The organism is Microcella alkaliphila (assembly GCF_004216855.1).
Taxonomy (GTDB): Bacteria; Actinomycetota; Actinomycetes; order Actinomycetales; family Microbacteriaceae; genus Microcella; species Microcella alkaliphila.
Map to the genome: position 1 here is coordinate 159653 of NZ_SGXT01000013.1, position 23410 is coordinate 183062.

At 69.5% G+C, this 23410-nt stretch carries 22 protein-coding genes and 1 tRNA gene; 16 read left to right on the forward strand and 7 right to left on the reverse strand.

Annotated elements, in window-relative coordinates; translation table 11 throughout:
• The first annotated feature begins 29 nt into the window (after positions 1-29).
• The 5 genes from EV140_RS04090 (at position 30) to EV140_RS04110 (ending at position 3745) form a co-directional block, all read left to right on the forward strand.
• Complete coding sequence (locus EV140_RS04090; RefSeq protein WP_130281360.1) at positions 30-530, forward strand: FtsB family cell division protein; 501 nt, start codon at positions 30-32, stop codon at positions 528-530.
• Positions 527-1045, forward strand: a complete 519-nt coding sequence (locus tag EV140_RS04095) for a DUF501 domain-containing protein (RefSeq protein WP_130281362.1) — start codon at positions 527-529, stop codon at positions 1043-1045. The genes EV140_RS04090 and EV140_RS04095 overlap by 4 nt, the downstream gene beginning before the upstream one ends.
• Positions 1018-2286, forward strand: coding sequence for a S8 family peptidase (locus EV140_RS04100; RefSeq protein WP_130281364.1), 1269 nt, complete (start codon positions 1018-1020; stop codon positions 2284-2286). Before EV140_RS04095 ends, EV140_RS04100 begins: the two co-directional genes overlap by 28 nt.
• A gap of 39 nt (positions 2287-2325) precedes the next feature.
• Positions 2326-3648: an NAD(P)/FAD-dependent oxidoreductase gene (locus EV140_RS04105; RefSeq protein ID WP_130281366.1), complete on the forward strand. Its 1323-nt coding sequence runs from the start codon at positions 2326-2328 to the stop codon at positions 3646-3648.
• A gap of 24 nt (positions 3649-3672) precedes the next feature.
• Positions 3673-3745 (forward strand) — tRNA-Leu (locus EV140_RS04110).
• 114 nt (positions 3746-3859) lie between these two features.
• Here EV140_RS04110 and EV140_RS04115 read toward each other — a convergent pair.
• A complete protein-coding gene (locus EV140_RS04115) occupies positions 3860-5980 on the reverse strand; it encodes a hypothetical protein (RefSeq protein ID WP_130281368.1) in 2121 nt (706 codons plus the stop codon).
• A 143-nt stretch (positions 5981-6123) separates the two neighbouring features.
• Here EV140_RS04115 and EV140_RS04120 point away from each other — a divergent pair, with 143 nt between their 5' ends.
• Complete coding sequence (locus EV140_RS04120) at positions 6124-6690, forward strand: LemA family protein (RefSeq protein WP_130281370.1); 567 nt, start codon at positions 6124-6126, stop codon at positions 6688-6690.
• A gap of 44 nt (positions 6691-6734) precedes the next feature.
• A complete protein-coding gene (locus EV140_RS04125; RefSeq protein WP_130281372.1) occupies positions 6735-7613 on the forward strand; it encodes a M48 family metalloprotease in 879 nt (292 codons plus the stop codon).
• On the opposite strand, the gene EV140_RS04130 is transcribed toward EV140_RS04125, so the two are convergent.
• The gene (locus EV140_RS04130; protein ID WP_130281374.1) at positions 7610-8821 is read right to left on the reverse strand and encodes a winged helix-turn-helix domain-containing protein; all 1212 of its coding nucleotides are present in this window, start codon (positions 8819-8821) and stop codon (positions 7610-7612) included. The genes EV140_RS04125 and EV140_RS04130 overlap by 4 nt on opposite strands.
• A 95-nt stretch (positions 8822-8916) precedes the next feature.
• Here EV140_RS04130 and EV140_RS04135 point away from each other — a divergent pair, with 95 nt between their 5' ends.
• On the forward strand, positions 8917-10098 hold the full coding sequence (locus tag EV140_RS04135) for an AI-2E family transporter (protein WP_130281376.1): 1182 nt from the start codon (positions 8917-8919) through the stop codon (positions 10096-10098).
• Positions 10095-11336: a threonine ammonia-lyase gene (gene ilvA / locus EV140_RS04140; RefSeq protein ID WP_130281378.1), complete on the forward strand. Its 1242-nt coding sequence runs from the start codon at positions 10095-10097 to the stop codon at positions 11334-11336. The genes EV140_RS04135 and ilvA overlap by 4 nt, the downstream gene beginning before the upstream one ends.
• Before the next feature lie 163 nt (positions 11337-11499).
• Here ilvA and greA read toward each other — a convergent pair whose 3' ends face one another.
• Positions 11500-11994, reverse strand: coding sequence for a transcription elongation factor GreA (greA, locus tag EV140_RS04145; protein WP_130281380.1), 495 nt, complete (start codon positions 11992-11994; stop codon positions 11500-11502).
• Between the two features lie 69 nt (positions 11995-12063).
• Positions 12064-12465, reverse strand: a complete 402-nt coding sequence (locus EV140_RS04150; protein ID WP_130281382.1) for a DUF4307 domain-containing protein — start codon at positions 12463-12465, stop codon at positions 12064-12066.
• A 146-nt stretch (positions 12466-12611) separates the two neighbouring features.
• Between EV140_RS04150 and EV140_RS04155 the strand changes: the two genes are divergently transcribed.
• Positions 12612-12941 (forward strand): hypothetical protein, encoded by a 330-nt coding sequence (locus EV140_RS04155; protein WP_130281384.1) that lies wholly within the window; start codon positions 12612-12614, stop codon positions 12939-12941.
• Here the strand turns inward: EV140_RS04155 and trhA are convergent.
• On the reverse strand, positions 12903-13676 hold the full coding sequence (gene trhA / locus EV140_RS04160) for a PAQR family membrane homeostasis protein TrhA (protein WP_130281386.1): 774 nt from the start codon (positions 13674-13676) through the stop codon (positions 12903-12905). The genes EV140_RS04155 and trhA overlap by 39 nt on opposite strands.
• Positions 13677-13762: 86 nt before the next feature.
• On the opposite strand from trhA, the gene EV140_RS04165 reads away from it, so the two are divergent.
• The 3 genes from EV140_RS04165 to EV140_RS04175 all read left to right on the forward strand — a co-directional run bounded on the left by EV140_RS04165 (position 13763) and on the right by EV140_RS04175 (position 17249).
• Complete coding sequence (locus EV140_RS04165) at positions 13763-14545, forward strand: isoprenyl transferase (RefSeq protein WP_277871086.1); 783 nt, start codon at positions 13763-13765, stop codon at positions 14543-14545.
• 47 nt (positions 14546-14592) lie between these two features.
• Positions 14593-15723 carry an aminotransferase class V-fold PLP-dependent enzyme gene (locus tag EV140_RS04170; protein ID WP_241971285.1) on the forward strand — a complete coding sequence of 377 codons (1131 nt, stop codon included), beginning with the start codon at positions 14593-14595 and terminating at the stop codon, positions 15721-15723.
• 230 nt (positions 15724-15953) lie between these two features.
• Positions 15954-17249 carry a PhoH family protein gene (locus EV140_RS04175; protein ID WP_241971314.1) on the forward strand — a complete coding sequence of 432 codons (1296 nt, stop codon included), beginning with the start codon at positions 15954-15956 and terminating at the stop codon, positions 17247-17249.
• Between the two features lie 190 nt (positions 17250-17439).
• On the opposite strand, the gene EV140_RS04180 is transcribed toward EV140_RS04175, so the two are convergent.
• Positions 17440-17742 (reverse strand): helix-turn-helix transcriptional regulator, encoded by a 303-nt coding sequence (locus EV140_RS04180; protein ID WP_130281388.1) that lies wholly within the window; start codon positions 17740-17742, stop codon positions 17440-17442.
• A 76-nt stretch (positions 17743-17818) separates the two neighbouring features.
• On the opposite strand from EV140_RS04180, the gene EV140_RS04185 reads away from it, so the two are divergent.
• From EV140_RS04185 to EV140_RS04195, 3 genes are read left to right on the forward strand one after another with little or no spacing between them, the layout of a single operon-like run.
• On the forward strand, positions 17819-19156 hold the full coding sequence (locus EV140_RS04185; protein WP_130281390.1) for a proton-conducting transporter transmembrane domain-containing protein: 1338 nt from the start codon (positions 17819-17821) through the stop codon (positions 19154-19156).
• The gene (locus EV140_RS04190) at positions 19153-21609 is read left to right on the forward strand and encodes a putative inorganic carbon transporter subunit DabA (protein ID WP_157985600.1); all 2457 of its coding nucleotides are present in this window, start codon (positions 19153-19155) and stop codon (positions 21607-21609) included. The genes EV140_RS04185 and EV140_RS04190 overlap by 4 nt, the downstream gene beginning before the upstream one ends.
• Positions 21606-21929, forward strand: a complete 324-nt coding sequence (locus EV140_RS04195; protein WP_130281395.1) for a P-II family nitrogen regulator — start codon at positions 21606-21608, stop codon at positions 21927-21929. The genes EV140_RS04190 and EV140_RS04195 overlap by 4 nt, the downstream gene beginning before the upstream one ends.
• An 18-nt stretch (positions 21930-21947) precedes the next feature.
• Here the strand turns inward: EV140_RS04195 and EV140_RS04200 are convergent, their stop codons facing one another.
• A complete protein-coding gene (locus EV140_RS04200) occupies positions 21948-23354 on the reverse strand; it encodes a class II fumarate hydratase (protein WP_130281397.1) in 1407 nt (468 codons plus the stop codon).
• Positions 23355-23410 lie beyond the last annotated feature (56 nt).

Below are 23410 nucleotides of genomic sequence, written 5' to 3' on the forward strand. Positions count from 1 at the left end.
CTCCTGGGGGTGCGTCGTAAGCTGGCTTCATGGCGCGACGTACCCCGAGCATCCCCGTCGTCCTGCCCGACGATGCGCCCGCGCAGACCCCGTGGTTTCGCAACCTTCACGTCTCGGGCCTCACCGTCACGGTGCTGATCCTCATCATCGGAGCACTCGTCGTGCTCGCCCCGAGCCTGCGCGTGCTCGTCGAACAGAGGCAAGAGCTCGCAGCGCTCGAACAGCGGGTGGCCGAACAGCAGGCTCTCGTCGACGGCCTCGCGACCGAGATCGACCGCTGGCAAGACCCGGCCTTCATCGAAGCGCAGGCGCGAGATCGCCTGCTCTACGTGTACCCGGGCGACATCAGCTATCTGGTCATCGATGACGGGCAGACCATCGAAATCGATCCGCTGCAGCCGATCAGCGACGAAATTCAGACCACCAGGGTCGACTGGAGTCGGGCAGTGCTGCTCAGCGTCATGACCGCTGCCCTCACCGACCGCGAGGCCGACGACCTCGTCGCCCCCATCGTGCAAGGAACCCCGTGAGCCGACCCCCGTTCGAGCCCTTCACCGAGCGCGACGTCGAGCTGGTTTCGGCGCAGCTCGGCCGACCGGCGCGCGACGTCATTGGCATCCCGGCGCGCTGCGCATGTGGGGCGCCGACCGTGGTGGCGACCCGTCCGCGGCTCGGCAACGGCACGCCGTTTCCGACGCTCTACTACCTGACGCACCCGGCCGCGACGGCGGCCGCCTCGACGCTCGAGGCAAGCGGCATCATGGCCGAATATTCACAGCGCCTCATCGACGAGCCCGACTTGGCCGATGCCTACCGCGCCGCGCACGAGCAGTACCTCGCCGATCGCGAGAGCCTGCTTCACGTCGAGGAGGTCGACGGCTACTCGGCGGGCGGCATGCCCACGCGCGTCAAGTGCCTGCACGCCCTCATCGGGCATTCCCTCGCGGTCGGCCCTGGCGTCAACCCCATCGGCGATCTCGCCCTCGCCGCCTGCACGTGGAGCCCCGAGGTGTGTCAGTGCGCGCCCGATCAGCGCGGCGCGTAGCCGCCACCGCCGCCCTCGCCCTCCTGGGCGGGGCGCTCAGTGCGGGCGCCGGCGCAATCGCGACCGACGAGCCGGTCGCGGCCACGAGCATCCGTGACCGTGAGTATTGGCTCGACGAGTACGGCATCCGGGGTGCGTGGGCCGCGACCCGGGGCGCCGGTGTGACGATCGCCATCATCGACTCGGGCGTTGACGCCTCGCACCCCGACCTCGCGGGCGTCGTGGTCGGCGGCACCGACGTCAGCGGCATCGGCTCGCCTGATGGCACCCAGCCGGTCGGCATCGGCAGCGACCACGGAACGCGCGTCGCGAGCCTCGCCGCTGGTCGAGGCCTCGGCCCCGGCGGGGGAGTGCTGGGTGCCGCGCCGGACGCGAGAATCCTCACCGTGTCGCTCGCGTTCGGCGTGGAGGCCGCCCGCAGCGGCGACGATCAGATCGCCGAGGCCGTGCGGTGGAGCGTCGATCAGGGCGCCGACATCATCTCGCTGTCCCTCACCCGCAACACCGTCGAATGGCCGGAAAGCTGGGACGACGCCTTCGGTTACGCGGAGGCCAACGACGTCGTCGTGATCGCCGCCGCCGGCAACCGCGGTAGCGGGACCGAGCAGGTCGGGGCGCCCGCCACCATGCCCGGAGTGCTCGTCGTCGGCGGGGTCAACAGGCAGGGCGTCGCCAGCGACCGAGCCTCGTCACAGGGCATCACGATCGGCGTCATGGCACCCAGCGAGCAACTCGTCGGAGCCGTGCCGGGCGGCGGCTACGTCATCTGGCAGGGCACGAGCGGCGCGACCCCGATCGTCGCCGGCATCGCGGCGCTTGTGCGCGCCGCCTACCCCGAGCTCGACGCACCCAACGTGATCCAGCGCATCCTCGCCACGGCACGCCCCGTCACCGACCGCGTTCCCGACCCCATTTACGGATTCGGGCTCGTGGATGCGCGGGGTGCCGTCTTCGCGGATGTCCCGCGTGTCGACGCGAACCCCCTCGGAACGATCGCCGAGTGGGTCGTCGTCAACCGTCGCGCCGACGGCTCGCTGCCGAGCCTCACCGGCCGGGATGCTCGTGCCCCGATTGCACGCACGGTGCCCGTCGACGTCACGGTCGCCGCCCTCGAAGGGGCGTGGCGGCTGAGTGCGCCGCGCCTCCCGGTGCTGCTGCTCGCCGGTATCGTCGGCCTCACCGGCATCGCCGCGCTCGCCCTGCTGACCGCCGGGTTCGTCAGTCGCGCGCGAAGGCAGTAGATTAGGCGGGTTCCCTCACCATCCAAGGAGACGTCAGTCGTGCCCAGAATCGTGATCGTCGGTGGAGGCTACGCCGGTTTCTACACCGCCCTGAAGCTTGAGAAGCACCTCAGCAAGGGCGAGGCAGAAGTCGTCGTCATCGACCCGCTTCCCTACATGACGTATCAGCCGTTCCTGCCCGAGGTTGCTGCTGGCCAGATTGAGCCGCGCCACTCGGTCGTGTCGCACCGTCGTCACCTGAAGAAGACCCGCGTCATCACCGCGTCGGTGACCGCCGTCAACCACGCGTCGCGCACCGTCACGGTCGAGCCCGAGGTGGGCGACTCGTACGAGCTCGAGTACGACCAGGTGGTCGTCACCGCGGGCTCCGTTTCGCGTACCTTCCCGATTCCGGGCGTCGCCGACGTTGCGATCGGCATGAAGTCGATCGAAGAAGCCGTCGCCGTGCGCGACCGCCTGATCGACAACTTCCACCGCGCCGCGAACCTCCCCGCTGGGCCCGAACGCGAGCGCCTGCTCACCGTCGTCGTGGTTGGCGGTGGCTTCGCCGGAATCGAGACGTTCGCCGAGCTGCGTGCACTCGCGAGCGCACTGCTCAAGGATTACCCGCAGCTCACCATCGACGACACCCGTTTCCACCTCATCGAGGCGATGGGTCGCATCATGCCCGAGGTGTCGCTCGAGACCAGCAAGTGGGTTCTGAAGAACCTCGCCCAGCGCGCCGCGACCGTGCACCTCGACACGCAGCTCACGAGCGCGGTCGACGGCGTCGTCGAGCTGTCGACCGGCGAAAGCTTCGAAAGCGACCTCATCATCTGGACGGCCGGCGTCATGGCGAACCCGGTCGTGCGCGGCACCGACCTGCCGCTCGAAGAGCGCGGCCGCATCCGCGCCCAGGCTGACCTGCGCGTGATCGATGAGAACGGCGAGGTCGTCGAGGGTGCCTGGACGGCCGGCGACGTGTCGGCCGTGCCCGACCTCACCGGCGGCGGCGTCGGCGGCTATTGCGTGCCGAACGCCCAGCACGCTGTGCGCCAGGGCAAGCGCCTGGCGAAGAACCTCGTCGCCGTCCTGCGCGGCGAAGAGCCGAAAAACTACGTGCACAAGAACCTCGGCGCGGTCGCCGGCCTCGGCCTCGGCTACGGCGTCTTCCAGTCGGGCAAGATCGCGATCAAAGGCTTCCCAGCATGGGTCGCACACCGCGGCTACCACGGCCTCGCGATCCCCATGTGGGAGCGCAAGATCCGCGTCGTCAACGGCTGGCTCTGGAACCTCTTGCTCGGCCGCGACAACGTCACGCTTGCCGCGCGCGAAGAACCGCAGAAGTACTTCCAGGCCTTCGCTTCGCGACCGAAGGTCTAAGGCGCCTCTCTATGCTGGGGGGATGCCCCGGTAGCCCAATGGCAGAGGCAGGCGACTTAAAATCGCCACAGTGTGGGTTCGACCCCCACCCGGGGTACTTTCTGCACGGCGCGGGCCTGGTTCGGCCCGCGGGGTTCGACCCCCACCCGGGGTACTCTCTGCACGGCGCGGCGCTCCGTCGCGCCGCGGGGTTCGACCCCCACCCTGGGTACTAGCGCAGACTCGGCTCGACCCAGCGCGTCCACGCCACCACCGCGAGGCATACAGCGCCGAACGCGGCGGCGACGCCCGCGAGCGGCACGATCGGGAAGCTCGGCCCCGACACGGCAACCGCTGCTCCGACCGCAGCCGTAATGATCGTGACGACCGCCCAGCCGAGCCGCGAGATCGTGTACAGCGTGCGCCCGGGGAATGGCCCCACCGGCAGCAGCAGCAAGACGATCGACCCGAAGCCGCCGAGCGCGAGCGCGGCCGCGCCTTCAGCCGCGAGGTTGGCCCAGAACCCCACCGCGGGCGTGAGCACGTCGTGGATGGCCCAGCCGGCGAGAGCCACGACGGCGACCCCGGTTGTTTGCGCGATCGCGACGCCCGCGCGTGCCGACCTCGGCACGACGCCGACGATGGTCGTCGCGACCAGTACCCCCACGAGGATGGGCGGCTGCAGATCCCAGAGGCGCGACAGCAGCGCCGTGATGGTGGCCGCGATGAGCATCGAGGGAAGCAGTCGCTCGGTCACCGCGGACGAGGTGAGTCGCCCCGCCACTCGCGCGGGGATGACGACGGCCACCAGGTTGAGGACGAGCAGCGCCGCCCCGATCGCGGCCATGAGGCGTAGGTACCGCACCTCCAGATCGATGCCGCCCGAGAGCGCGGCGACGAGCGTCGCACCGCCGAGCACTCCGGCGGCGACAAACCAGCCGGGGAGGACGGGGTTGTCGTCATCGGCGACGGCGCGGTTACGTCCGGTCAGCCGGAAGCCCGGGGGCAGCAGCCGCGGCAGTGACCCCTGTGTCACCAGCCGCATTGGCCAGGCCACGAGCACCAGGTACCCGATCCCGACGAGCAGACCGATGAGCCAGCCACCGCGCTCCCACACCTGTGCCGCGGTGGGCAGCGACGCCCCGAACGTCGTCGGCGTTCCCCAGTTGGTGTCGGTGACGTTCGGCGCGGGCCCGTCCGGACGCACCGGAGCTGGCGGCGCCGAGCCGTTCGGGCCGGGCGGAGGAGACGGCGTCGCGCTGCCATCGTTCGAGTCAGGGTCGCCTCCCGCCTCACCATTGCCGTCCGTCGCATCGGGCTCGTCGGGCGTGCCCGGCGCGGAGGGGGTCGTCGGTCCCGGTGCTGCGGACGGAGAGCTTGGCGACGGCGTGGGTGTTTCGCTTTCCTGGCCGACAACGGTGACCTGGATCCGTTGTGTCGGCGCACTGAAATTCCCGGCTGCGTCACGTTGAAGCGCTTGGATATGTCGATTGCCGGTCCCGGTTATGCGAATGATGCAGTCCCACTCGCCTGAGTCAGTCGCATCAACGATGCGACGTTGTTCGGCATTGACGAAGACCTGAACGTTGGCGTTCGCTTCCGCGGTGCCGCGGACGCGAATGTCGGAGCCACTTACCGACGTTCCATTGCTCGGCTCGAAGATGCGGGGCGGCTCCGGCGGTTCGCGGTCGATGGTGAAGGGAACGGCCGTGCCGAAGATCGAGAACTCGGTCGACGGTGCGGGCGGCCCTTGCCGTGCACTCACCGAATACTCGCCGCTGGGTGCGTTGGAACGTGACAGGGCGCAAGACCAGAATCCGTCGGGCAGCACATCTGGGCACGCGTGGACGACCGCGCCGTTGTCTCCGACTGTCTGAACCTGCAGGCGTGCGCCGGGTTGCCCCTGGCCGACGACGCGACCAGCAGAGATGGGGGATCCGGAGCCAGCCGAGACGGTGGGAGGACCTAGTACTCGGAGGCGAAGCGGCGTAAGGGTGGTCGTCGACCCGTCACCGAACTCCACCACCCCGCCAAAATCGTTGATCCCATTCGGCACGCTGAGCGGCCCGCACGTGAATGTTTCGGTGCCGGCTTCGATGACGCAGACCACGTCGCCGGAGCCGTCAGCTCCCCGGGTGATGCGCAGCTCGCTGCCCTCGTCCTTCGTGCCCGAGAGTTCGACGACGTTCTGTCCGATGAACGCGTTGTTCGAGAGGTCCCACGCCGCCGCGGCCTGGGCGGGCGCGGCGGGTACGGCGGCCAGCAGCGCCGCGAGCGCGACCGTCGCGACAAGAACGGCGAGTATCCGCGACCGTCGCCGGGGCGCGCCACGTAGGTGCCGGGCAGGCCGCATGAATATCCCCCCTCTCGCCTCAACTCGGGAGACTGTCAATTCTTCCAGCATCGCCGGGTCTCCCGGGCATGCGGCGCGCTGTGCACAGCCCGCGTATAGCGGTCACCCTGTCGCCGCGCGGCACCGCGGCCTATGCTGAGACCATGGAATTCCTCATCGTCGTTGGCGTGATCCTCGTTCTCGCGATCATCGCGGGCATTTACCTCTGGGCGACGTACAACGCTCTCGTGACGCTGAACGTGCGCGTTGATGAGGCCTGGAGCGACATCACGGTGCAGTTGAAGCGCCGCGCCGACCTTCTGCCGAACCTGATTGAGGCAGTCAAGGGCTATGCCGCGCACGAGAAGCAGGTCTTCGAGAACGTGACGAAGGCGCGTGCCGAAACGCTGAGCGCTCAGGGCCCCGCCGAGGCGAGCGCGGCCGAGAACCACATGCAGCAGGCACTCAAGAGCATCTTCGCCGTCGCCGAGGCGTACCCGCAGCTGCAGGCGAGCCAGAACTTCCTTCAGCTGCAGGGCGAGCTCGTCGATACGGAAGACAAGATTCAGGCGTCGCGCCGCTTCTACAACGGCGGGGTGCGCGAGCTCAACGTCAAGATCAAGCAGTTTCCAAATACGCTCTTCGTGCGCAGCCTCGGCTTCACCGAGCGCGACTTCTTCGAGGTCGCCGACGCGGCCGCCATCGCCGAGCCGCCCCGGGTCCAGTTCTGACCAGCCTGATCGACTCTCTTCCGGCCTTCCAGGAGGGCTGACACGTGTATCGCGCCATTGCGGCGAACAAGCGCAAGACGGTGGTCATCATCGTGCTGTTCGTTATCTTCATCGGGCTCATCGCCCTCGTGTTCGACTACGCCTACGGCAGCGGGCTGACAATTACGATCGGCACGCTGATCGGCGCGACCATCTACGTACTGATTCAGTATTTCTCGGCCGGATCGCAGGCGCTGGCCATGGCGGGTGCACGCCAGATCCAAAAGGCCGACAACCCGCGCCTGTACCGCATCGTCGAAAACCTGGCGATCACCGAGGGCATGCCGATGCCCAAGGTCTACATCGTTGACGACCCGGCGCCCAACGCCTTCGCGACCGGCCGCGACCCGCAGCACGCGTCGGTCGCCGCGACGACCGGCCTGCTCGAGATCATGACCGACCGCGAACTGAACGGGGTGATGGCGCACGAGATCGGGCACGTGAAGAACTACGACATTCGCGTTTCCACGATCGTGTTCGGCCTCGTCGTCTTCGTCGGGTTCCTCACCGACATTCTCTTGCGCATGGCGTTCTTCGGGGGCAGTCGCAACAACGGCGGAAACCCCATCGTCTTGGTGCTGGGGCTCGCCGCGATGATCATCGCCCCGCTCACGGCCGCCGCCATCCAAGCCGCGGTGTCGCGCCAGCGCGAGTACCTCGCCGACGCGACGGGGGCGCTCGCCACGCGCGACCCCGAGGCCCTGGCAAGTGCGCTGCAGAAGCTCGGCGACTACGCCCGGCCGATGAAGCGTCAGAACTCGACGATGGCGCACCTGTGGATCAGCGACCCGATGAAGCCGGGCGTCATCGACCGCATGTTCGCCAGCCACCCGCCGATCCCCGATCGCGTGAAGCGCCTCATCGAGAACTCGACGCGCTTCTAGCCCTCTCGGGCGACGGATGCGCGAATCGCCTCGATCGCGTTTCCCCAGTCGGCGACTACCACACCATTCAGGCCCTGCCACTGCGCGGCCCGCGCGAGCACGGGCGCAACCCGCTCGGCCATTGAGTCGGGGTCGACCCCCTCCTCGGCCCAGGCCGACTGGACGCGGAGCACCCCGGCCTGACGGTCGCTCTTCAGATCGATGCGGCCGACGAGCGTCTCGTCAATGAGCACGGGCAGCGAGTAGTAGCCGAACTGCCGCTTCGGCGCGGGCGTGTAGATCTCGATGCGGTAGTGAAAGTCGAAGAGTCGCTCGGTGCGCGGCCGGAACCACACCACGGGGTCGAAGGGCGATAGCAGCGCGGCCGTCTCGATCCGGCGGGGCACGCGCGTGCTCGCCCAGCGGTAGGCGGGTTCGGGACGCGAGCCGCGCATCCAGCCGTCGACCGTGACGGGCTCGACGAGACCGTCGTCGACGAGCGAACGCAGCGCGGCCTGCGTGGGCGCGATCTTCAGGCGGTGGTAGTCGGCGATGTCGGCCACCGTGCCGACGCCGAGGGCGCGCACGCTGCGGGCGACGAGCTCGCGCTCGGCCTCGGCACGTGGAACCGCGAGCTCGTGCAGCTCGGTGAGGCCGATATGCTCGGGCAGCGCGTACACCCGTGAGAAGCCGCGCCGACCGGCGCTCACCACGTCGCCGAAGGCGAAGAGGTACTCGAGGCCGAGCTTCACGTCGCTCCAACCCCACCACGGGCCGCGGCGCACCGCGGTGTCGTGCTCGACGTCACTGACCGTCATCGGCCCGTTCGCCGCGAGCTCGTCGAGCAGCCAGCGCATCATCCGAGGGTTCTTGCTCACCCACCCGTCCCGCGCGTGGTACTTCTGGCGGAGCGCCTCGCGCTTCCACTGCCACAGCGGCCAGTCGTCGCGGCGAATGAGCGCCGCTTCGTGCGCCCAGTACTCGAGGTAGCGGCCGCGGCGTGAGAACACCAGACGATCGAGCGCGCTCGTGTCGTAGGCGCCGAGGCGGGCGAACAACGGGAGGTAGTGCGAGCGCGCGAAGACGTTCACGCTGTCGAGCTGCAGCACCTGCACACGGTCGACGGCGGAATTCAGCGTGCGCGCCGACACGGCCGACGGCTGGGCTCGATCGAACCCCTGGGCTGCGAGCGCGAGGCGGCGCGCCTCGGCGCGGCTGAGCTGGTCCACACGGCAACGCTAGTGCCGACCCCGGACGAGCGCGCATGCCCGGCAGGGCATGTGCGCGGCCACGAGCATCCCGAGCCTGCTCGTAGACTGGCCGAATGTTCCGTCGGTTGCGAAGCCCTGAGACACCGGCGTTCAGCGCCGAGTCCACGGTCTCGCCGGGCATGCGCGTTGCGGCCGCGTGGTCGTGGCGCTTCCTCGTGGTCGCGGGTGCGATTGCGATCCTGATCTTCTTGGTGATCCAGCTGCGCCTGCTCATCATCCCGTTGCTGATCGGTGTGCTGCTCGCCGCGCTGCTGCAGCCATTCTCGAGCCTGTTGCAGCGCCGGCTGCGCTTTCCCAAGTGGCTCGCGGTCATCACCGCCATGCTCACGCTGCTCGGCACGGTCACCGGGTTGGTGTGGCTCGTCGTGTCCGAGATTCGAGCAGGGTATGCCTCGATCGAGGCGCGCGCGATCGAGCGCTACGACGAACTCATCGTGTGGGCAACCGACACCTTCGGCCTCAGCGAAAACACCATCAGCGACTGGATCGCGAACGCGATCGACGAACTCGAGATCGACCCCGACTTCCTGCTCTCCGGCGCCCTGTCGGTCGGATCGACCGCCGCCGAGGTGGCGACCGGCGCGATCCTCGCGCTCTTCGCCCTGCTGTTCTTCCTCATCGATGGCCCCCGCATTTGGCGGTTCATCGTGCGACTATTCCCGAAGCCGGCGCGGGTGCCGGTCGACGGTGCCGGTAAGGCGGGCTGGCTGACGCTCAGCAACTTCGCGAAGGTGCAGATCTTCGTCGCCTTCGTGGACGCGGTCGGTATCGGCCTCGGCGCCCTGATTCTGCAGTTGCCGCTTGCCCTGCCGATCGCGGTCGCCGTCTTCCTCGGAAGCTTTGTGCCGATCGTCGGCGCCGTCGTCACCGGGGCGCTCGCGGTCTTCATCGCGCTCGTCTACTACGACATCGTGATCGCCCTCATCATGCTCGCCATCGTGCTCCTCGTGCAGCAGGTCGAGTCGAATGTCCTGCAGCCGCTCGTGATGGGTCAGGCGGTCAAGGTTCACCCCCTCGCCGTCGTGCTCGCGGTCGCCGCCGGCGGCTTCCTCGCGGGAATACCGGGCATCCTGTTCGCGGTGCCCATCGCGGCCGTGCTGAACGTGGTGGTCCGCTACCTGGCGAGCGGCGCCTGGCGCGAGCACCCTGACCCCGAACTGGCAGACATCTTGCCGCCTGAACCAGAGTCGCCTGCCAGTGATTCTGAACCCGCCGATAGGAAGGCCGACGAATGACGCACGAGCTCACGATCGCCGGCCCCACGCTCGAGGAGGTCGAGCGGGCGCGCACCACTCTGAATGGCGTGGTCGACGTGACGCCGATGGAGTCATCGCACTATCTGAGCCGCGTGCTCGGGCAGCCAGTCTTCATGAAGTGCGAGAACCTGCAGCGCACCGGCTCGTACAAGATCCGTGGCGCGTACAACCGCATCTCGTCGCTGAGCGACGACGAGAAGGCGCGTGGCGTGGTCGCCGCGTCGGCCGGTAACCACGCCCAAGGCGTGGCGTTCGCCGCGCGCGAGCTTGGCATCCCAGCCACCATCTTCATGCCCATCGGCGTCGCCCTGCCGAAGCTCGCCGCCACGCGCGACTACGGCGCCGACGTCGTGTTGCGCGGGCACACCGTTGCGGAACCGCTCAAGGCCGCCGCTGAGCACGCGGAGCGCACCGGTGCCGTCTACATCCCGCCGTTCGATCATCCCGATGTCGTCGCCGGTCAGGGCACGCTCGGGCTCGAGGTGCTCGATCAGGTGCCCGACCTCGCGACCGTGGTTGTTCCCATTGGCGGGGGAGGGCTCATCTCGGGCATGGCTTCGGTCCTGAAGCAGCGGGCCGCCGCGCTCGGCCGAGAGATTCGCGTCATCGGAGTGCAGGCGGTCAACGCCGCCGCATACCCCGTCTCGCTCGCCGCGGGCGCTCCGACCGAAATCACGATCAGCCCGACCATCGCCGACGGGATCGCGGTCTCGAAGCCCGGCAAGCTGAACTTCGCGATCATCAAGGACACCGTCGACGATGTCGTCACCGTCGATGATGACGACATCGCGCGCGCCATGCTCGTGCTGCTCGAGCGCGCCAAGCTCGTCGTCGAGCCGGCCGGTGCCGTCGGTGTCGCGGCGATCCTCACTGGCAAGGTTCGGGCGACCGGGCCCACCGTCGTGATGCTGTCCGGCGGCAACATCGACCCACTCATCATGGAGCGCGTGATTAGCCACGGACTGGCGGCCAGCGAGCGTTACCTGAAGTTGCGCATCCCGCTGCCCGACCGGCCAGGGCAGCTCGCGCGCACGAGCGAAATCGTCGCGGCGCAGAACGCCAACGTCGTCGAGGTGCTGCACACCCGCCACGGCACCGGGCTCGCGATCAGCCAGGTCGAACTTGAACTGCACATCGAAACCCGCGGCCCCGAGCACGCCGAACAGGTGCTGGGCGCGCTCAGGGCCGAGGGTTATGAACCGCGCGTCGACTTTTAACGCACGCGCGAAACGCTGATTCGCGTTTGGGTAGCGATGCGGGGTGAGTTTCTCGCACACGCGAAACGCTGATTCGCGTTTCGGGATATGAACCGCGCGTCGACTTTTAGCGCACACGCGAAACGCTGATTCGCGTTTCGGGTTATGAACCGCGCGTCGACTTTTAGGGCGCGTAGGTCTCGACCTCGACGATCGTGACCTCGATGCTCTTTCCGTTCGGCGCCTCGTAGCTCACCGTGTCGCCGACTTTGGCGCCGTTGATCGCCTGGCCCAACGGGCTCGCCTCACTGAACACATCGAGGTCGCTGCCGTCGGCGAGAATCTCGCGGCTGCCGAGCAGGAACTTTTCGTCGTCGCCGAGAATCGTCGCCGTGATCACCGTGCCGGGACGGACGACACCGTCTGCTTCGGGGGCGTCGCCGACGGATGCGTTCTTGAGCAGTTCGGTCAGCGTGCGGATGCGCGCCTCGATCTTGCCCTGCTCGTCTTTCGCAGCGTGGTAGCCGCCGTTCTCCTTGAGGTCGCCCTCGTCGCGCGCCGCCTCGATGCGCTTGGCGATCTCGGCGCGGCCCGTCGTCGACAGGTGCTCGAGCTCGGACTGCAGCCGGTCGTACGCGTCCTGGGTGAGCCACTGGGTGGTGCCACTGGTGTCGCTCATGAAGTGCCTCCTGATGCAAAACAGAACCGGCCGCTGACGCGGCCGGTTCCGAGATCGATTCGGGAAAGACTACGGGAGCCAGCAACCGTACGGCAAACCCGTCACAGCCTGCTCCGAGGTGCGCAGCGTTTCGGTGAAAGTGCGGGTGCGCTGGTCGGAGGCGCCAAGGTCGAGCACCCGCCACCCCACGATGCCGAAGTTCTCATTGAGGGCTTGGACGGCGCAGGAGACGTCGGTGCCCGGGTCGACCGAGACTTCCCACGCAACCGTGATGCTCGTCTCCGTCACCTCGGCGAAGCCGAGTTCGCGCACCTCGAGGGTGGCGTTCGTGCCCGAGAGGCCGCCCCAGACAACCCACGACCCGAAGACGAGCGTGAAGATGATGCCGCCGATGATCAGGATGCGCCGGGTGCGTCGGTCCTCGTTGGGGCTGCGGCCGTAGCGCTCATCGAGGCGCTGCTGCACGGTCATGGGGTTCGCTGTGCCCTCTCGGTGTTCGCTCTGGCGCGGGGGATACGCTGGGTGTTCCCAGGGTAGGGGCCGATCCTGTGCGGCCCCTCCCGGCCGGCGCGCGATCGACGCGCCGATCCCGTTGTCTGTCAAGGAGCGCATCCGCCGTGTTCTGGTCCGTTATCTCCCGACTGCCTGAGGGCCTCGGGCCGAACCCCATCGACGACCCGCTCATCCCGCCGTTCCAGGGTGACCCGAACACGGTCACACCCGGGGTTGCCGGGTTCTTTGCGATCTTCTTCGTCGCCGTCGCGTCGATCTTCATCATCGTCGACATGTCGCGGCGCATCCGCCGGGTGCGTTACCGCGGCGAGGTGCGCGAGCGGCTCGAGGCCGAGCGGCTCGCCGCTGAGCAGGCAGAGGCAGGCGAGCTCGCGCCCGATGTGACCCCCGCCGACTCAGCCGGCGTTGAACGGCGGGTTGATCGCGACGAGTAGCGTCGCGGTCCAGTGGCAGAGGAACGCCACGACGGTGAGCGCGTGGAAGATCTCGTGGAAGCCGAACACGCCCGGAATCGGGTTGGGCTTCTTCATTCCGTAGATGATCGCGCCGGCGGTGTATGCGAGGCCACCGGCGACGATCAGCACCATCATCGCCACGTTCGCGGCGACGAGGTCGCCGATGTAAAGCACAGCGGCCCAGCCGAGCAGCAGGTACAGCGGAACGTAGACCCAGCGCGGAGCGGTGATCCAGAACACGCGGAATCCGATTCCGAGCAGCGCCCCCGACCAGACGAGTACGAGCAGAATGAGCCCCTTGTCGAGGGGGAGCGCGAGCAGCGAGAGGGGCGTGTACGTTCCGGCGATCAGCAGGAAGATGTTCGCGTGGTCGAGCCGCTTCAGCAGCACCCGCATGCGGTCGCTCCAGGTGAAGCGGTGGTACGTCGCCGAGATACCGAACAGCAGCAGTGAGCTCAAGACGAAGACCGCGCTCGACCAGCGGGCCATCGGGCCGTCACCGAGAGCCACGAGCACGAGCCCGAGGACGACGGCGAGCGGAAAAGTGCCGGCGTGGATCCAGCCCCGCCAGGTCGGCTTCTTCTCGCCCGCGCGATAGTCGATCGAGTCGTCCAGGAGGGGAATATTCGGGATGTTCGCTCCCGGCTCGCGCTCGACGGATTCGGGCGTGGAGTTGTCGCGGTCCGTGGACGGACCCTGCGGGGTGGCGGTCATACGTTGATGCTACGTCGCGCGGATGTGTGCCCCCGGTCCGCTTGGACGACCGCCACAACGCGTGCGCCGTGGACTACCGTAGTGCTGTGCGTTCGACGCGAACTCTCGCGGGGCGCGGGCCCCTCTACCGCCTCTACATGGGTCGGCTGCGCCGTCAGCTGGCGGGTACGACGCACCCGCATCACGTGGCGATGATCATCGACGGTAACCGCCGCTGGGCGCGCCAGTGGGGCGGCAGCACCGAGCACGGCCATCGAGCGGGCGCCGTCAAGGTGCGCGAGTTTCTCGAGTGGTGCGACGACGCGGACATCAAGGTCGTCACCCTCTATCTGCTCTCGGCCGACAACCTGTCGGGCCGCGACAGCGACGAGCTGGCCGCGTTGACCCAGATCATCGCCGAACTGGCCGACGAGCTGTCGGGCGTGCGCGACTGGCGGGTTCACCACGTGGGCAGCCGCGACGGCTTGCCGGCGGAGCTGTGCGCGGCGCTCGAGCGCGCCTCGAAGGCGACGGAACAGCATCCCGGTCTGCATGTGAACCTCGCGGTCGGGTACGGCGGTCGCCGCGAGATCGTCGAGGCGGTGCGGCGCATCATTCAGGGGCACTCAGCGGGCGGGGGGTCCCTCGACGACCTGGCGGAGAAGGTCACCCCCGACCACATCGCCGAGCACCTGTACACGGGCGGGCAACCGGACCCCGACCTCGTGATCCGCACCTCCGGTGAACAGCGCCTCAGCGACTTCATGCTGTGGCAGAGCGCGCACAGCGAGTTCTACTTCGTCGAGGCCCTCGGGCCCGATCTGCGCGAGGTCGACTTCCTGCGAGCGCTGCGCGACTTTTCGAGGCGCCAGCGGCGCTTCGGGCAGTGACGAGCACACGAGACGTCTGACCGCACACCCCAACGAAAGGCGACACGATGCCGACGCTCGACGAGTACGCTGCCGAGTTCACCGACGAACCCGGCTACCTCGACTTCGCCACGGTGGCTCCGATCGGCGAGGCAGCCATGGGGGAGGAGCGGGCGCAGTCCCTGCTGTTGTCGAACGCCCGCTTCGGCTCGCTGACGGCGATCGTCGACCAGGAAGACCGGGTGGATGCGGCCATCGCCGCCCTGCTCGACATCGAACCCGAACAGGTTGTCTTCCAGCCGTCGACCTCCCAGGCGCTCATGCACGTCGCGTTCGGGCTCACCGGTGGCATCGCCCTGTCGACGAGCGAGCACCCGGCGACCTCGTACGCGGTCGCTCGGGCCTCCGACGCGCTGGGTGTGCTGCAGGCCACCCGCTTCACCCCCGACCACGAGCGGGTGACCCCTGCATCGATCGCGGATGCCCTCACCGGCTCCATCGCGGCGGTCGCGGTCAGCGCCGTCGACGACCGAACGGGGCACCTCGTTGACCTCGACGGCATCCGCCAGGTCATTGGCGACCGGCTTCTCATCGTCGATGCGAGCCAGGCGCTCGGTGTCGTCGATGCGCCGTGGCAGGTGGCAGACGTTGTCGTCGGCACAGGGCGCACGTGGCTCCGGGCCGGCTATGGTACCGGCTTTCTCGCGCTCAGCGACCGAGCTGCCGAACAGCTCGTGCCGGTGTGGTCTGGCTGGCTGGCGGCGGCGGGCGGCCACGGCGAAGACCGCACCGATCAGGTCTCGCCCCCGGTGAGCGGGGCGCGCGCGTACCGGGTCGGATACGCCGACCCCACGGCCCAGGCGCGTTTGGCGGGCGCTGCGGAGGAGGTCGCCCTGGTCGGCGTCGGGGCGATCCGCGAGCGGGTGCTTGCGACGTGTGCTCAGATCATCGAGTTGGCCGACTTTGCCGGCCTTGGCGTGCTGTCGCCGCGCGACGACGCCGAGCGTGCGGGCATCGTCGTCATCCAGCCTCCGCGCGGCGCGATCACGGCGCTCACCGCGGCCCTGCATAACCACGGCATCACCGCCGCGACGATCGGTGGGGCGGTGCGCCTGTCAGCCCACGTGTCGACGCGCGATGACACGCTCGACCTCCTGCGCCTCGCCTGTGCCGAGTTTCAGAACATGACGGTCGCGTGAACGCGCGGGTGTTCTCGCGTGTCGTTCCCGCGCATCCCTCGCGTCGGGCGTAGCGTCAGCGGCATCGGGCACCGCGCCCGATCGAGACGGCCGGACGCTCGTCTCGCGAGCCCCCGGCCGACCTCGTAGAACTGGTTCCGGGTGCGCCGGAGGTGCCCCGGGGATGGAGCACCGTGGCCGCGACTCGCACCTCTCGTTCCTCGTCCAACGCGACCGAGCAGAAGGCGGAGGTGGCGCAGCGGACGTACGTGCTCGACACCTCGGTTCTGCTGAGCGACCCGAAGGCGATGTTCCGCTTCGCGGAACACGCCGTCGTGTTGCCGGTCGTCGTCATCGGCGAGCTGGAAGCCAAACGCCACGACCCCGAGATCGGCTACTTCGCCCGTCAGGCGCTGCGTAACCTCGACGAGCTGCGCATCAAGCACGAACGACTCGACTTCCCGGTCGCCGTGGGCGACGAGGGCGGCAGCCTGCGCGTCGAGCTGAACCACTCGAACCAGTCGGTGCTGCCGAGCGGGTTGCAGCTCGGCGACAACGACTCGCGCATCCTCGCCGTGGCGATGAACCTCGCCGCAGAGGGGATGCACGTGACAGTCGTCTCGAAGGACCTCCCGATGCGCGTCAAAGCGTCATCGATCGGCCTCGCGGCCGAGGAGTACCGGCACGAGCTCGCCGTCGACTCCGGCTACACCGGAATGGCCGATGTCACCCTGTCGGCCGAGCAGATGGCCGACCTCTACGACCGCGAGGTGGTGCGCTCGAACACGGTGCGCGAGCTGCCCGTCAACACCTCGCTCGTGATCCACTCCGACCGCGGCTCGGCGCTCGGCCGGGTCGTCGGCGATGACGAGATCCAGCTTGTCCGCGGCGACCGCGACGTCTTCGGCCTCCACGGCCGCTCGGCCGAGCAGCGACTCGCGATCGACCTGCTGATGGACCCCCAGGTCGGCATCGTCTCGCTCGGCGGTCGCGCGGGCACCGGCAAATCGGCGCTCGCGATGTGCGCAGGCCTCGAGGCGGTGCTCGAGCGCAACCAGCAGCGCAAGATCATGGTCTTTCGCCCGCTGTACGCGGTCGGCGGACAAGAGCTCGGCTACCTTCCGGGGGATGCCAGCGAGAAGATGAACCCGTGGGCGCAGGCCACGTTCGACACCCTGTCGAGTGTCGTGTCGCAGAACGTGCTTGACGAGGTCGTCGACCGGGGCCTGCTCGAGGTGCTGCCGCTGACGCACATCCGCGGACGCTCGCTGCACGACGCCTTCGTCATCGTCGATGAGGCGCAGTCACTCGAGCGCAACGTTCTCTTGACCGTGCTGTCCCGCATCGGCCAGAACTCCAAGGTTGTGCTCACCCACGACGTCGCGCAGCGCGACAACCTCCGTGTGGGCCGCCACGACGGCGTCGCGAGCGTCATCGAAACGCTGAAGGGGCACGCGCTGTTCGGCCACATCACGCTCACCCGCAGCGAGCGCAGCGCCATCGCCGCGCTCGTCACCGACCTGCTGGAGGGCAACGAGCTCGCGTAGAGGCGCCAAGTCTGGGTGCCGCATCCCGATCCCGTTGGGGGCTCATCACGAGCGGTAGGGTGAGGGCGCGGGCCGGGGTGCGGACCGCGTGCGCTTCAGAACCGGTGGTGCGGATCGGAGAGCTGCTCGGCATCCCGGCCCGCTTTTCGCGTCCGTAGCGCCGCGTCGACGGTGCCCGTTTCCGTGGCGTTTAGCCCGCGACCGAGTTGAGCAGGTCGCCCACCGTGTGAGCGCTTTCGAGGGGATGCCGCAGCGGCTGATCGCGCAGGATGCGGTACGTGTTCCGCCGTCCGTCGCGGAACTTTTCGAGGTAGCCGGCGTCGACCAGCTCGCCGAGTATGCGCACGACCGCCCGCTCGGTGATGCCGACCTGCTCGGCGATGTCGCGCACGCGCAGCGACTCGTCATCGGAGAGGCACACGAGCACGTGTGCGTGGTTGGTGAGAAACGTCCACTCCGACACCCCTCCACTGTAGGCGCGGGATGCACGCATCGCGGTAATTCTTTACGCGTCAGTCTTTACATGTAACAAATTACCTGTATTGTGTGACGCGATAGGAGGTTCATGCATGGTTCCCGATCTCAGCCTCACCGAGCTGCTGCGGCTCGACGCCGCCACCCTGCTGCTTCTCGCGCTCGTTCTGCTCGTCGCCCTCGCCGTGCTGCCCTACGCGCACCGCAGCCTGCGCGGAGACCGGCACGGCGCATCCGTCACGGCCGCCCTCGCGCTGGTCTTCGTCGCGTCCGCCGCACTCGTCGTGCTCGCCCCACTGCCCGCCCAGGCGATCGCGTGGAGCACGGCGACCCTCGGCGTGATCGTCGCGCTCCGCCTCGGCGGGGGAACGTCGGCTGCCCGGCGCCCCGCTACCTGGCTGGTCGCCTCCGACGTGCTCGTCTGGGCCGCCGTCATCGTGGGGCCCGGCACTGCCGCCGCCATCCTCCTGGTGGGAGCGGCCATCATCCGCGCCGCCGGGGTTCCCGCACACGGCTGGCTGCTCGATGCTCTGCGCGCGCCGACGCCCGTCAGTGCAGCCCTGCACGGCGGTGTCGTGAACGGCGGCGCGATCCTCCTGATCCTGCAGCTGCCGGCCATGAACGCCGGCGCCGCGCCGCTCATCGTCGCCGCCGCCTTCGGGGCGCTCGCCATCGTCGTCGGGGGTGCCGGCCTTGCCGCCCGCCCCGACATCAAGGGCAAGCTCGTGCTGTCGACGGTGGCGCAGCTCGGCTTCACCCTGCTCTGCATCGGGCTGGGCTTGACGGTCGCGGCGCTGCTGCACCTCGTCGCACACGGCTGGTACAAGTCCTCCCGCTTCCTGTCCTCGGGTGACGGCGTCGACCGGCGTGCCCGCGAGCGCCGCTCTCCTGCCGCCCACCGCCGCGTCCTGCCGCGCGCGGGCACCCCACTCGGCGCAACCGTCGCCGCGGCCGCCGTTGTCGCCGGCGTGCTGGTCGCCTACCCCGGCGCGGTGTCGCTCGGCGGCGCGGTCATCACCCTCATGATCGGCCTCGCGCTCGCCGCCGCGGCCGGCCGGCTCGTCGCCCACGCGGTCACGACCGGTGAGGCGCTCACGCGACTCACCGCCTCCGCCACCCTGTCGTTCGCCGCGGCTCTCGCCCTCGGCTCACTCACCCGGATGCTCGGCCCCGCCCTCGGCGCGCCCCTCGCCACCCCGGCGGCATCCGTCGCGCTCGCCCTCGCCGCCGCCCTTGCGGTTCTTCTGCTGGCCGTCCTCCGACGGACGGCGGCGGGGGCGTCGTACGAGCGCGCCGCTCTCGCGGCGGCGCTCGCCCTGGGTGCGGCACCGAGGACGCCGGCCGCGCGCACCCGCGCCCGCGCCGCAGCGTTGCCCGCCGCCGCATCGTCCACAACCCAGCCCACCACCCACCGCCAGGAGGTCGCCGCGTGACCACGTCCCTTCCCGCACCGCGTGACGGCGCCGTGCTCAGCACTCCGGCCGCCGTGACCGGACCCAGCACCGCCGACCTGCAGCGCGTGCGCGCCTTCGCCGACGTCGCCCTCGACGTGATCGGCGACTACTACGGCCTCGACGCCGCCGTCGCCGTCAACCCGCTGCTGCCCCGGCTCGCCGCCGGCTTCGGGGTCGCGGCGACGGAGGGGGCTGCCGCGGTCGGTGCCGCCGGGTCGATCGGCGAGGCCGGCTACCACAAGCTGCTCCGCTCCGGACGGGTCCGCCGCGCCGATCTGGCGGCGGCTCTGCGCAGGCGGGGCACATCCTCCGACGCGGGGGCGGGTGCGGACAGCGACGACGAGATCGTGGAGGCGTTCCTTGCCGCTGCCCCGAGCATCCCGGCCGCGCCGGAGCTCGACCGGCTAACGGAGCGTGTCGACGACCGACTCGGCCGTTTCGCGCGCAGCTGGTTCGCCGATGGTGAGGCGGCGTGGTCGGTGCGGGGCGGTGCTGGCTTCTACGGCGACTGGCGGGCGCTCGCCCTCGTCGACCCGACGCTGCGTCCCCGCGCCCGTCGCTTGCTGCGCGAGCTGCCGGAGCGCGCCGATGGCGTCATCGCCCGCCACCTCGCCGGCCGACGCCTCGACGACACGGACGCACTCGAGCTGCTTGGCCAGCACCTCGCCCGCACGCCCGGATGGACGTCGGCGCTGCGCCGCCGCTCGAGCGTCGAGCGCGACATCGACGCCGTCGAATTCCTCGCCGTGCGCCTCGCGCTGACGACGATCCTCGGGGCCCCCGACCCGGCCGCGCCCGTCGCGCCCGAATTGTCGGCCGAGCGCCTGCTCGTCTGGCAGGAGGCCGCCGAAGCCGCCACGCACGACGCCCTGCTGCGCGCCCTGCGGGTGCCCGCCCGGGGCGATGCGGCCGGTACCGGTGAGGACAGACGCACCCCCGAGGCCGCTCACATCGTCTGCTGCATCGACGTGCGCAGCGAGGGCCTCCGCCGTCACATCGAGGCGGTCGGCCCCTACGGAACCAGCGGATTCGCCGGCTTCTTCGGCGTGGCCGCCCGCGTCACCCCGCTCGGTGCGGGCGCCGGACTCGACTCGTGCCCGGTGCTGCTGTCGCCGCGGCACGCGATCGACGAGCGCCCACGCCCGGGCGCAGCGCCGCGCGCGCGAACCGCCCTCGACCGCTTCCGCTCGAGTCTCGCCTGGCGCGGATCGCTGCGCGCCCCCGAACGCTCCGTCGGTTCCGCACTCGGCTGGGCAGAACTCAGCGGCTGGATGCTCGGCCCACTCGCCGCGCTCCGCTCGGTCTCGCCCGGCGCGCTCGGCGAGGCCACGCGCCCCGACGAGTTGCGGTCGGCGCCTCCGACGCTGTTCGACCTCGACTCGGCGATGTCGGTCGACGAGCAGGTGCTGACGGCCGAGACCATCCTCACCACGATGGGCATGACCCGCCACTTCGCGCCCGTCGTGCTGCTGCTCGGCCATGGTGCGACGACGACGAACTCGCCGTTCCGCACGGCGCTCGACTGTGGCGCGTGCGGCGGGCATCGCGGCGCCAGCAATGCCCGCATCGCCGCCGCGCTGCTCAACGCGCCCGCCGTGCGTGAGGGGCTCGCTGCCCGCGGCATCACGATCGACGACACGACGATCTTCCTCGGCGGCGAGCACGACACGGTCACCGACCGCGTCACCATTCACGACACGCACGCCCTCAGCGGTCGGCACCAGGTCGTCGTGAGCGCGCTGCGCGCCGACCTCGCCGTGGCGGGAAAGCGCCTGCGCCGCGAGCGACTCGCCGATCTGCCGGGCGGGCGCCGGGCGGGTGCCGAGGCCGAGGTCGCGCGCCGCGCGGCCGACTGGGCCCAGGTCTTCCCCGAGTGGGGCCTCGCCCGCAACGCTGCGATCATCATCGGCCCGCGTGACCTCACCCGCGGTGTCGACCTCGGTCGTCGCACGTTCCTGCACAGCTACGACCCGGAGGCCGACACTGAGGGCGTCGCGCTGACGACGATTCTCACCGCGCCGCTCGTCGTTGCCCACTGGATCAACGCCCAGTACTACTTCTCGACCGTCGACCCCGAGGTCTTCGGCGCGGGCAGCAAGACCGTACACAATCTCGTTGGCGGCCTCGGCGTGCTCACTGGCCCCGACGGCGACCTGCGCATCGGGCTTCCCCAGCAGTCGGTGATGACCCGTGAGGGCCACCACCACGAGCCGGTGCGCCTGCTCGCGATCGTGGATGCGCCGCTCGGCCGCATCGACCGCATCATCGAGCGCCACGACATCGTTCGCGACCTGGTTCTCGGCGAGTGGGTGCGCCTTGTCGCCCCCGCGGCAGACGGCCACGGCTGGGTCGAGCGCCGCGCCGACGGCTGGCATCCGCGCATCCCGACCGACAACACTGATCAGACGACCGACACGAAGGAGGCGGCATGACCGTCGAAGGACTCTCTCCCATGACCAAGGTCGAGGTGGTGGTTCGCTCGTCCGACGCTGATGCCGTCTCGCGCCAGATCGTCAGCGCGGGCGCAACCGGCTACACGAGCCTGCCCGGCGTGACCGGGCTCGGGCACCACGGGGCTCACGACGGCCGCGCCCTCTTCAACGACCAGGATGCTCTGACCCTCACGATCACGGTCGTTCCGGACGACCGCGCCCCCGCCCTGATCGCGGGCCTGCGCGAACTGCTCGAGCGGCGGCCCGGCGTGATGTTCGTCTCGACCGTGTCGGTGAGCCGCCCCCACTACTTCCAGTAGGGGCGGCGGCGCCGCAGGCTAGAGGCCGGGGGAGGTCATCGAGAGCACGTCGAGCAGCTCGTCGAGCTGCTGCTCGGTGACCTCGCCGCGCTCGACGAAGCCGAGGTCGATGACGGCCTCGCGCACGGTGAGCCCCTTGGCGACCGAGTGCTTGGCGACCTTCGCGGCGGCCTCGTAGCCGATGACGCGGTTCAACGGAGTCACGATCGAGGGCGACGACTCGGCGAGCGCACGGGCCCGGTCGAGGTTCGCCTCAAGCCCGCGAACGGTCTTGTCGGCGAGCACGCGGGTCGAGTTCGCGAGCAGACGGATCGACTCGAGCAGGGACGTGCCCATAACGGGGATCGCGACGTTCAGCTCGAACGAGCCCGATGCGCCGGCCCAGGCGATGGTCGCGTCGTTGCCGACGACCTTCGCGCACACCATGAGCACGGCCTCGGGCACGACGGGGTTCACCTTGCCCGGCATGATCGACGAGCCCGGCTGCAGGTCGGGAATGTGCAGTTCGGCAAGGCCGGTGTTGGGGCCAGAGCCCATCCAGCGCAGGTCGTTGCAGATCTTCGTCAGCGACACGGCGATGACGCGCAGAGCGCCGCTCGCCTCGACCAACCCATCGCGGGCGCCCTGCGCCTCGAAGTGGTCCTCGGCCTCCGTGATGGGCAGGCCGGTCGACGAGGCGAGCTCGGCGATGACCTTCTGCGAGAAGCCGAGCGGAGTGTTGATGCCGGTGCCCGTGGCGGTGCCGCCGAGCGGAACCTCCGCAACGCGCTCGATCGTTGCCCGCACGCGGGCGATGCCGAGTCGCACCTGGCGGGCGTACCCGGCGAACTCCTGGCCGAGGGTGACCGGGGTGGCGTCCATGAGGTGTGTGCGGCCGGCCTTGACCGCGGTCTTCCACAGTTCGGCCTTTTCCTCGAGCGCCTCGGCGAGGTACTCGAGCGCCGGAATCAGATCGGCGAGGAGCGCCTCGGTGACGGCGAGGTGCACCGAGGTCGGGAACACGTCGTTCGACGATTGCGAGGCGTTCACGTGGTCGTTCGGGTGCACGGCGGTGCCGGCGTGCTGCGTGGCGAGCGTGGCAAGCACCTCGTTCATGTTCATGTTCGACGACGTGCCCGAGCCCGTCTGGTACGTGTCGACGGGGAAGTGCTCGAGGTGCGCGCCCCCGATGATCTCGTCCGCGGCGGCGACGATGCCGCGCGCGAGGGTCTCATCGAGGATTCCGAGTTCGGCGTTCACGAGGGCCGCGGCGCGCTTGATCTGCGCGAGCGCCTTGATCTGCCCGGCCTCCAGGCGTGTGCCGGAGATGGGGAAGTTTTCGACGGCGCGCTGCGTCTGCGCGCGGTACAGCGCGCTCTTCGGCACGCGAACCTCGCCCATCGTGTCGTGCTCGATGCGGTACTCGGTCTCGGTGTTCTCGCTCATCGCGATGGTTCCGTTTCTGTAGAGGGGGAGGGGAGGTGGTGGTAGGTCTGGATGCT

Coding starts and splice junctions, on each gene's coding strand:
- EV140_RS04090 (WP_130281360.1), top strand. CDS start 30: ATGGCGCGACGTACCCCGAGCATCCCCGTCGTCCTGCCCGACGATGCG.
- EV140_RS04115 (WP_130281368.1), bottom strand. CDS start 5,980: ATGCGGCCTGCCCGGCACCTACGTGGCGCGCCCCGGCGACGGTCGCGG.
- EV140_RS04120 (WP_130281370.1), top strand. CDS start 6,124: ATGGAATTCCTCATCGTCGTTGGCGTGATCCTCGTTCTCGCGATCATC.
- EV140_RS04135 (WP_130281376.1), top strand. CDS start 8,917: ATGTTCCGTCGGTTGCGAAGCCCTGAGACACCGGCGTTCAGCGCCGAG.
- ilvA (WP_130281378.1), top strand. CDS start 10,095: ATGACGCACGAGCTCACGATCGCCGGCCCCACGCTCGAGGAGGTCGAG.
- greA (WP_130281380.1), bottom strand. CDS start 11,994: ATGAGCGACACCAGTGGCACCACCCAGTGGCTCACCCAGGACGCGTAC.
- EV140_RS04150 (WP_130281382.1), bottom strand. CDS start 12,465: ATGACCGTGCAGCAGCGCCTCGATGAGCGCTACGGCCGCAGCCCCAAC.
- trhA (WP_130281386.1), bottom strand. CDS start 13,676: ATGACCGCCACCCCGCAGGGTCCGTCCACGGACCGCGACAACTCCACG.
- EV140_RS04170 (WP_241971285.1), top strand. CDS start 14,593: ATGCCGACGCTCGACGAGTACGCTGCCGAGTTCACCGACGAACCCGGC.
- EV140_RS04180 (WP_130281388.1), bottom strand. CDS start 17,742: ATGCGTGCATCCCGCGCCTACAGTGGAGGGGTGTCGGAGTGGACGTTT.
- EV140_RS04185 (WP_130281390.1), top strand. CDS start 17,819: ATGGTTCCCGATCTCAGCCTCACCGAGCTGCTGCGGCTCGACGCCGCC.
- EV140_RS04195 (WP_130281395.1), top strand. CDS start 21,606: ATGACCGTCGAAGGACTCTCTCCCATGACCAAGGTCGAGGTGGTGGTT.
- EV140_RS04200 (WP_130281397.1), bottom strand. CDS start 23,354: ATGAGCGAGAACACCGAGACCGAGTACCGCATCGAGCACGACACGATG.